Origin of the sequence: Suttonella ornithocola, assembly GCF_001889065.1 — a bacterium.
Taxonomy (GTDB): Bacteria; Pseudomonadota; Gammaproteobacteria; order Cardiobacteriales; family Cardiobacteriaceae; genus Suttonella_A; species Suttonella_A ornithocola.
This window is the reverse complement of record NZ_LWHB01000166.1, coordinates 1-5,932: the sequence shown is the minus strand read 5'-3', so window position 1 is coordinate 5,932 and position 5,932 is coordinate 1. Positions and strand designations below refer to the sequence as shown.

The window sequence follows — 5,932 nt, the reverse complement described above, 5'->3', positions numbered from 1 at the left end:
AATGCCGCTTTTCATAAACGCAGTGATATTCAAGCAATCATTGAAGAGCATGGGCATGAAATAGTTTGGTTACCCCCTTATAGTCCAGACTTAAATCCCATTGAAAAGATGTGGGCTTGGATTAAGCAAATACGCAAAGAATGGCGGATGGATTGTATTGATACTTTATGCTTTTATCTGCTTTGGATTGGGTTGGGCTTTAGATGATTGCACTATATAGTGCTTAGAGAGAGGACGCTGTTTTTTAAGCGGATATTAAGTTAACTTTGTATGTATTCTTTTATGTTTCAATTCTATGGTAGTGGTTTGAAAAGTATGCTAAACATACTCTTACAAAAAATACTTCTTTTAATATATTGATATTTAAATATTTAACTGCCATTGGATTATTTGATAATATTCCAGCATACTTTTCAAACCACTACCCAATTCTATAAATACTCTAATCTATTTTGGCTTCTTATTGGTGATTGATTTGAGAATTTGCTCTAATATTTTTTCACATTGTTGAAAGGTTTTTTCTTTTTCTTGGCTATTATCAACTACATAATTTGCATAAGAGAGTTTTTCTATTCGGCTACTTTGGCTAGAAATAATATGGATTAATTGTTTTTTGCTAACATTATCTCTTTTAGCTCCTCTAATAATTTGCAATTCTATAGGAATGTCTATAACTATTACGCTATTACATAGTTTATTTAATTTATTCTCGATAAGTAAGGGAGCGCTATAAATAACCAAAGGTTGACTTTTTAAAGCTTTAAATATTGCATCTTGAGATTTTTTTTCAATAATAGGATGCATAATTTTATCTAAAATTTTTTTAGCTTCTAAATCGCTAAAAATTCTCTCTCTTAATGCGGAACGGTTTAGAGAAGAATCTGCTAATAAAATACCATTACCAAAATGGTTAACAAGTTCTCTCAAAATGGGGGAATCTTTCTGTACAATACTTTTTGCAATAATATCGGCATCTACAGTAGAAATGCCTTTAGCTATAAAAAAATCAGTACAAAGGCTCTTTCCACTTGCTATTCCGCCAGTTAATCCAATAATCATTCTTTTTTAAGAAGGAAAGAAACCAATATAGGCTGCAATTTTTCCTCCGAACAGAAAAGTAAGCCAACCAGCAGTTGCTAAATAAGGCCCAAAAGGCATTGGACGCCCTTTGCCTATCTGATTGATAAGAGCATATAAAATCCCACAAATAGAAGCAATCATTAAAATAATAGGCAGCATCATTGCACCTTGCCAAGCACATAAGCAGGCTAATAGTTTAAAATCACCATATCCCATTCCTTCACGACCAGTTATGAGTTTAAATAACCAATAAACAGACCATAAAGATAAATAGCCAACCATTGCACCTAAAATACTACCAGATAGGTCTATAAAAAAATCACCATACCAAGCTGCGGCTATTCCTAACCACATTAAAGGAAGAGTTATACGATCAGGAAGTAGTTGATGCGCTGCATCAATGAAAGTTAGTGCTATTAACCCCCATGTGAATAATAATGCTAGCCCTAGGCGAATAGGTTCTGGAAAATACCAAGCAGCGATCATACTAAGAAAAGCGGTCAATAGTTCTACCCACATATATCTTGAGGATATAGGTTGGTGACAATTACGACACTTTTTTCCTTGAATGAGATAGCTAATAACTGGGATATTTTCCCAAAAGCGAATTTTATGACCACAATTTGGACAATGAGACGCAGGAAATAAAAGATTAAATTTTTCTGAGGAGATATCTGGATGCTTTTCTCCTTCTCCTTGAATAACTTCCCATGCCCATAGTTTCTCTTCACGTTCCATCATCACTGGAGTGCGATATATAACTACATTCAAAAAACTACCTACTAATAAACCGATTAAACCAACAAAACTGATTAGTAGCCAGTTATCAAAAAGTAAATTATTAATCATTAGAACATATTACCAAGATTAAAGATTGGCATATACATGGCGATGAGTAAGCCACCAACAACAATAGCTAAAAAAGCCATAATAGCGGGTTCTATCATTGAAGTTAAATTATCAATTCGCCAATCAAGCTCTTCTTCATAAAAGGTGGCTACCCGTCCAAGCATTTCACCTAAATTACCTGATTCTTCACCAATAGCAGTCATTTGTACCGCAATGGTTGGAAATAAGCCGGTATTTTTCATGGCAAAGCTCATTTGTTGCCCATTTTGTACATCATCTCGAATATCATAAACGGCTTCTTCATACATTACGCTACCAGTAGCTGGCGCAGTTGCATTCAGTCCTTTCATCAATGGAACACCAGCATCAAAGAGAGTTGACATGGTTCGCGCAAAGCGAGCATTGGCACCCGTGCGTAAAATACCGCCAATCAAGGGAAGTCTGAAAGAGAGTTTGTTAACTGCTTGCTGAAACTTTTTATTCCGTTTTTTAAAATAAATAAAAGCAGAAATAGCAATAATAATAGCAACTAGTAAATAAATACCTTTATCTATCATAAAGTTGGAAATTGCCATGACTAATTTAGTCGGTGCTGGTAATTCTCCTCCATTTGATTGGAAAAAATCCGCAAAGACTGGTACGACTTTTATCATGAGAACAGCTGTAACAACAATAGCAAAAATCATAACAATAGCAGGATAAGTTAAAGCTTTTTTGACTTTTTTCTTAGTGACTTCACCTTTTTCCAAATTAAGTGCAATATTATCCATGGTACCATCTAGCATACCCGCATCTTCGCCTGCTGCTACTAAACTTGTATATAAATCATCAAAATAGAGAGGATGGGCTTTTAATGCTTCAGCAAAGCTTGCCCCATTTTGAATGCGATCATGAATATCAAAAATCATTTCTTGCATTTTTTTGGGTTTTTCAATACTTTCACCAACCAAGTCTAATGCCCGCATAACCGGCATTCCTGCACGTAGCATGGTTGCCATTTGTCGGGTAAAAAAGACAATATCTTTACTTTTAATTTTTCCTTTACTTTCAAATAAAGGTTTAGGCTTTAATTTTACTGTAACGCCAGTAAGACCTTGCTTAGCCAAAAAAGCTTTTAACACAGCTTCATTAGCAACGGCAGATTCACCAGAAATTTCCTTTCCTTGCTTATTTTTGCCTTTCCATTGATAAGTAATTAAATCTTTTTTAGTTCCTGCCATAGTAAACTCCTTCGTCCTTAATCGCTTGTTACCCGTAGAACTTCTTCAATACTGGTAATGCCTTGTTTAACTTTATTGAGTGCTGCTTGTCGTAAATCGGGATAGCCTTCTTTCTGGCATTGCTCGGCAATTTCAGCAGCAGATGCATTTTGTAAAATAAGCTCTGCTAAAGATTCAGAAATAGGAACAACTTGATAAATACCAGCTCGTCCACGATAACCTTGATAGTTACAGCGTTCACAGCCCTTAGGGGCATAAATTCTTAAATCATCTAAATCTTCTTCCTTGAAGCCTAAAGCCAATAATTCTTCATGATGATGTTTTCTGTCTCTAGTTTTACAGTTATTACATAACCGTCTAGCTAAACGTTGTGCCATGATTAGATTTACACTAGCGGCAATATTGTAGGGTTCGATCCCAATATTGACCAAACGTGCAATAGTTTGGGGAACATCATTCGTATGCAGCGTTGACAATACTAAGTGTCCTGTTTGTGCGGCTTTAACAGCAATTTCCGCAGTGGTAATATCCCGAATTTCCCCAACCATAATAATATCAGGATCTTGACGAAGAAAGGCTTTAAGTGCTGCTGCAAAATCTAGCCCTGTTTTAGGATTAACGTTAACTTGATTTATCCCCGGTAAGTTAATTTCAACGGGATCTTCTGCGGTTGAGATATTAACAGTAGGTTTGTTGAGTAAGTTCAATCCAGTATATAAAGAAACGGTTTTACCTGAACCCGTTGGTCCGGTTACTAATACTAGCCCTTGAGGTTTGCTAATAGCATCTAGATAAAATTGTTTTTGTTCTGGTTCAAAACCTAAAATTTCAATATTGAGTTTCGCTGCGGAGCTGTCTAAAATCCGCAAAACTATTTTCTCACCCCACAAAGTAGGAAGAGAGTTAACCCGGAAATCAATGGCTTTTGTTTCAGAAATATAGAGCTTAATCCGCCCATCTTGTGGAACTCTCTTTTCTGCAATATCTAAGTCTGCCATTACTTTAAGGCGAGCAGTAATTCGATTAGCAATACTAGGAGGAGGCGCTGCAACTTCTTGTAAAACGCCGTCTCTGCGGAATCGGACGCGATAGCTTGTTTCATAAGGTTCAAAATGTAAATCCGAAGCGCCTGTACGAATAGCATCCAATAGCATACCGGTAACAAATCTCACAACTGGCGCTTCTTCCTCGGCGCCGCCAATTTGTCCTAGCTGTTCGCCAATGGCATCTAAATCTTGTTCGTTGGTTTCATCTTCAAAAAGATTATTCATCCCTCCAACGCCGGCATAGTGGTCTTCAATTAGCGCTTCAATAGCATTAACGTCTGCGATAATGGGTTCAACAGTCGTGTATTTGCCTTGATATTTAAACTCATCTAGCATGTTTCGGTTGCTAGGATCAAATGTAGCAATGAATAATCGTCCGCCGTTTGCAAATATTGGTAAGGCCGTATGTTTACGGACAACGGCTTCTTTAAATTGAGAGGTGAGTTCTCGACGAATATCTAACTCACGAAGAGAAACCATTGGTAAATTATAAATTTCACGATTAATGATTGATAGACGAGAAGGAGAGAGAAGTCCATCACTTAATAATTGTTGTAAGAAATTTGCTCTTTTTTTCTGTGCGCTACCTCTTGCCTCTCGTAATTGTTCTGGCGTAGCCAGCTTATGTTGTACCATATAGCCAATAAGCGCGTCATAATTATCCATGTTTTATCCTTTAAATCCTAAAATCTATAGCGCTATCTAAAAAATTCTTTAGAAGGTTGTGTCCATTGTCACTCATAAAAGATTCAGGATGAAATTGAACTCCCTCAACTAGTAAAGTACGATGTTTCAGTCCCATAATAACTTTTTTATTATTTTCTTCTATCCAAGCCGTTATTTCAAAATCTTTCGGTAGAGAGCTTTCTTCAACAATTAAAGAATGATATCGGGTAACCATCAAAGGATTAGGTAGATTTTTAAATACGCCTTTTTGATTATGCTTAATAGTAGAGATTTTACCATGCATAATATGATCAGCACGAATGACTTTTCCACCAAAAACATTTGCTATGCATTGATGTCCCAAGCAAACACCTAATAAAGGAATTTTACCAGCAAAATAACGAATAGCTTCATTCGAAATACCAGCTTCTGTCGGTGTACAAGGACCGGGAGAAATGACTAAGTAATCAGGAGTTAATTGTTCAATATCTGAAATTGATATTTGATCATTACGAGCGACTTGGACTTCCTGACCCAATTCACCAAAATATTGAACTAAGTTATAAGTGAAGGAATCATAATTATCTATCATTAACAGCATGACACTGCCTTTCCCTAAGCGTAAAATACTATAAAATCATAACATAGTCTTAATTTTATCACTATTAAAATGCTGCATCTAAATTGTGAATCTGCCTTTGTTCTTAGACGGATGTCTTATAAAGAAAATAGTTACTTGGTTGACCTATTTACTAAAAATAATGGGCTACAAAGAGCAATAGTACGAATCCGGAAACAAAAAAATTATCGCTATACAGAAAATTATGCGCCTTTTAGAGAGCTGTCAATTACAGGGATAAAACGAAACGAGCTATTTGTCATTCAGAAAAGCGAAATTCTTCGTTACTATCAGCTTAATGGTAAAAAATGGTTAAGTGTTTCGTATTTAAATGAACTTTTATTACATCATACGAAAATAGATTATGCTGATGTTGAGCTTTACCATCTTTATACGCAAGCATTGCAGCAGCCTGATACCTATCGTCTGCGCATGATAGAGTGGTATTTGAT

7 protein-coding genes are annotated in these 5,932 nt (G+C 35.9%); 2 read left to right on the top strand and 5 right to left on the bottom strand.

Annotated features, from left to right (window positions below; translation table 11 throughout):
* Positions 1-207: transposase (locus tag A5N85_RS11705; RefSeq protein ID WP_249023970.1), on the top strand; the 207-nt coding region annotated here is incomplete at its 5' end.
* Positions 208-447: 240 nt separating this feature from the next.
* On the opposite strand, the gene coaE is transcribed toward A5N85_RS11705, so the two are convergent.
* The 5 genes from coaE to A5N85_RS11680 are packed head-to-tail and all read right to left on the bottom strand — an operon-like array spanning position 448 to position 5,462.
* Positions 448-1,059: a dephospho-CoA kinase gene (gene coaE, locus A5N85_RS11700; protein ID WP_072577381.1), complete on the bottom strand. Its 612-nt coding sequence runs from the start codon at positions 1,057-1,059 to the stop codon at positions 448-450.
* Between the two features lie 6 nt (positions 1,060-1,065).
* A complete protein-coding gene (locus A5N85_RS11695; protein ID WP_072577380.1) occupies positions 1,066-1,929 on the bottom strand; it encodes a prepilin peptidase in 864 nt (287 codons plus the stop codon).
* The gene (locus tag A5N85_RS11690) at positions 1,929-3,149 is read right to left on the bottom strand and encodes a type II secretion system F family protein (protein WP_072577379.1); all 1,221 of its coding nucleotides are present in this window, start codon (positions 3,147-3,149) and stop codon (positions 1,929-1,931) included. The genes A5N85_RS11695 and A5N85_RS11690 overlap by 1 nt, the downstream gene beginning before the upstream one ends.
* 17 nt (positions 3,150-3,166) lie before the next feature.
* The gene (pilB, locus tag A5N85_RS11685; RefSeq protein ID WP_072577378.1) at positions 3,167-4,861 is read right to left on the bottom strand and encodes a type IV-A pilus assembly ATPase PilB; all 1,695 of its coding nucleotides are present in this window, start codon (positions 4,859-4,861) and stop codon (positions 3,167-3,169) included.
* A 10-nt stretch (positions 4,862-4,871) separates the two neighbouring features.
* A complete protein-coding gene (locus A5N85_RS11680) occupies positions 4,872-5,462 on the bottom strand; it encodes an anthranilate synthase component II (RefSeq protein WP_072577377.1) in 591 nt (196 codons plus the stop codon).
* A 111-nt stretch (positions 5,463-5,573) separates the two neighbouring features.
* On the opposite strand from A5N85_RS11680, the gene recO reads away from it, so the two are divergent.
* On the top strand, positions 5,574-5,932 hold a 359-nt coding region (gene recO / locus A5N85_RS11675; protein ID WP_211268193.1), incomplete at its 3' end, for a DNA repair protein RecO.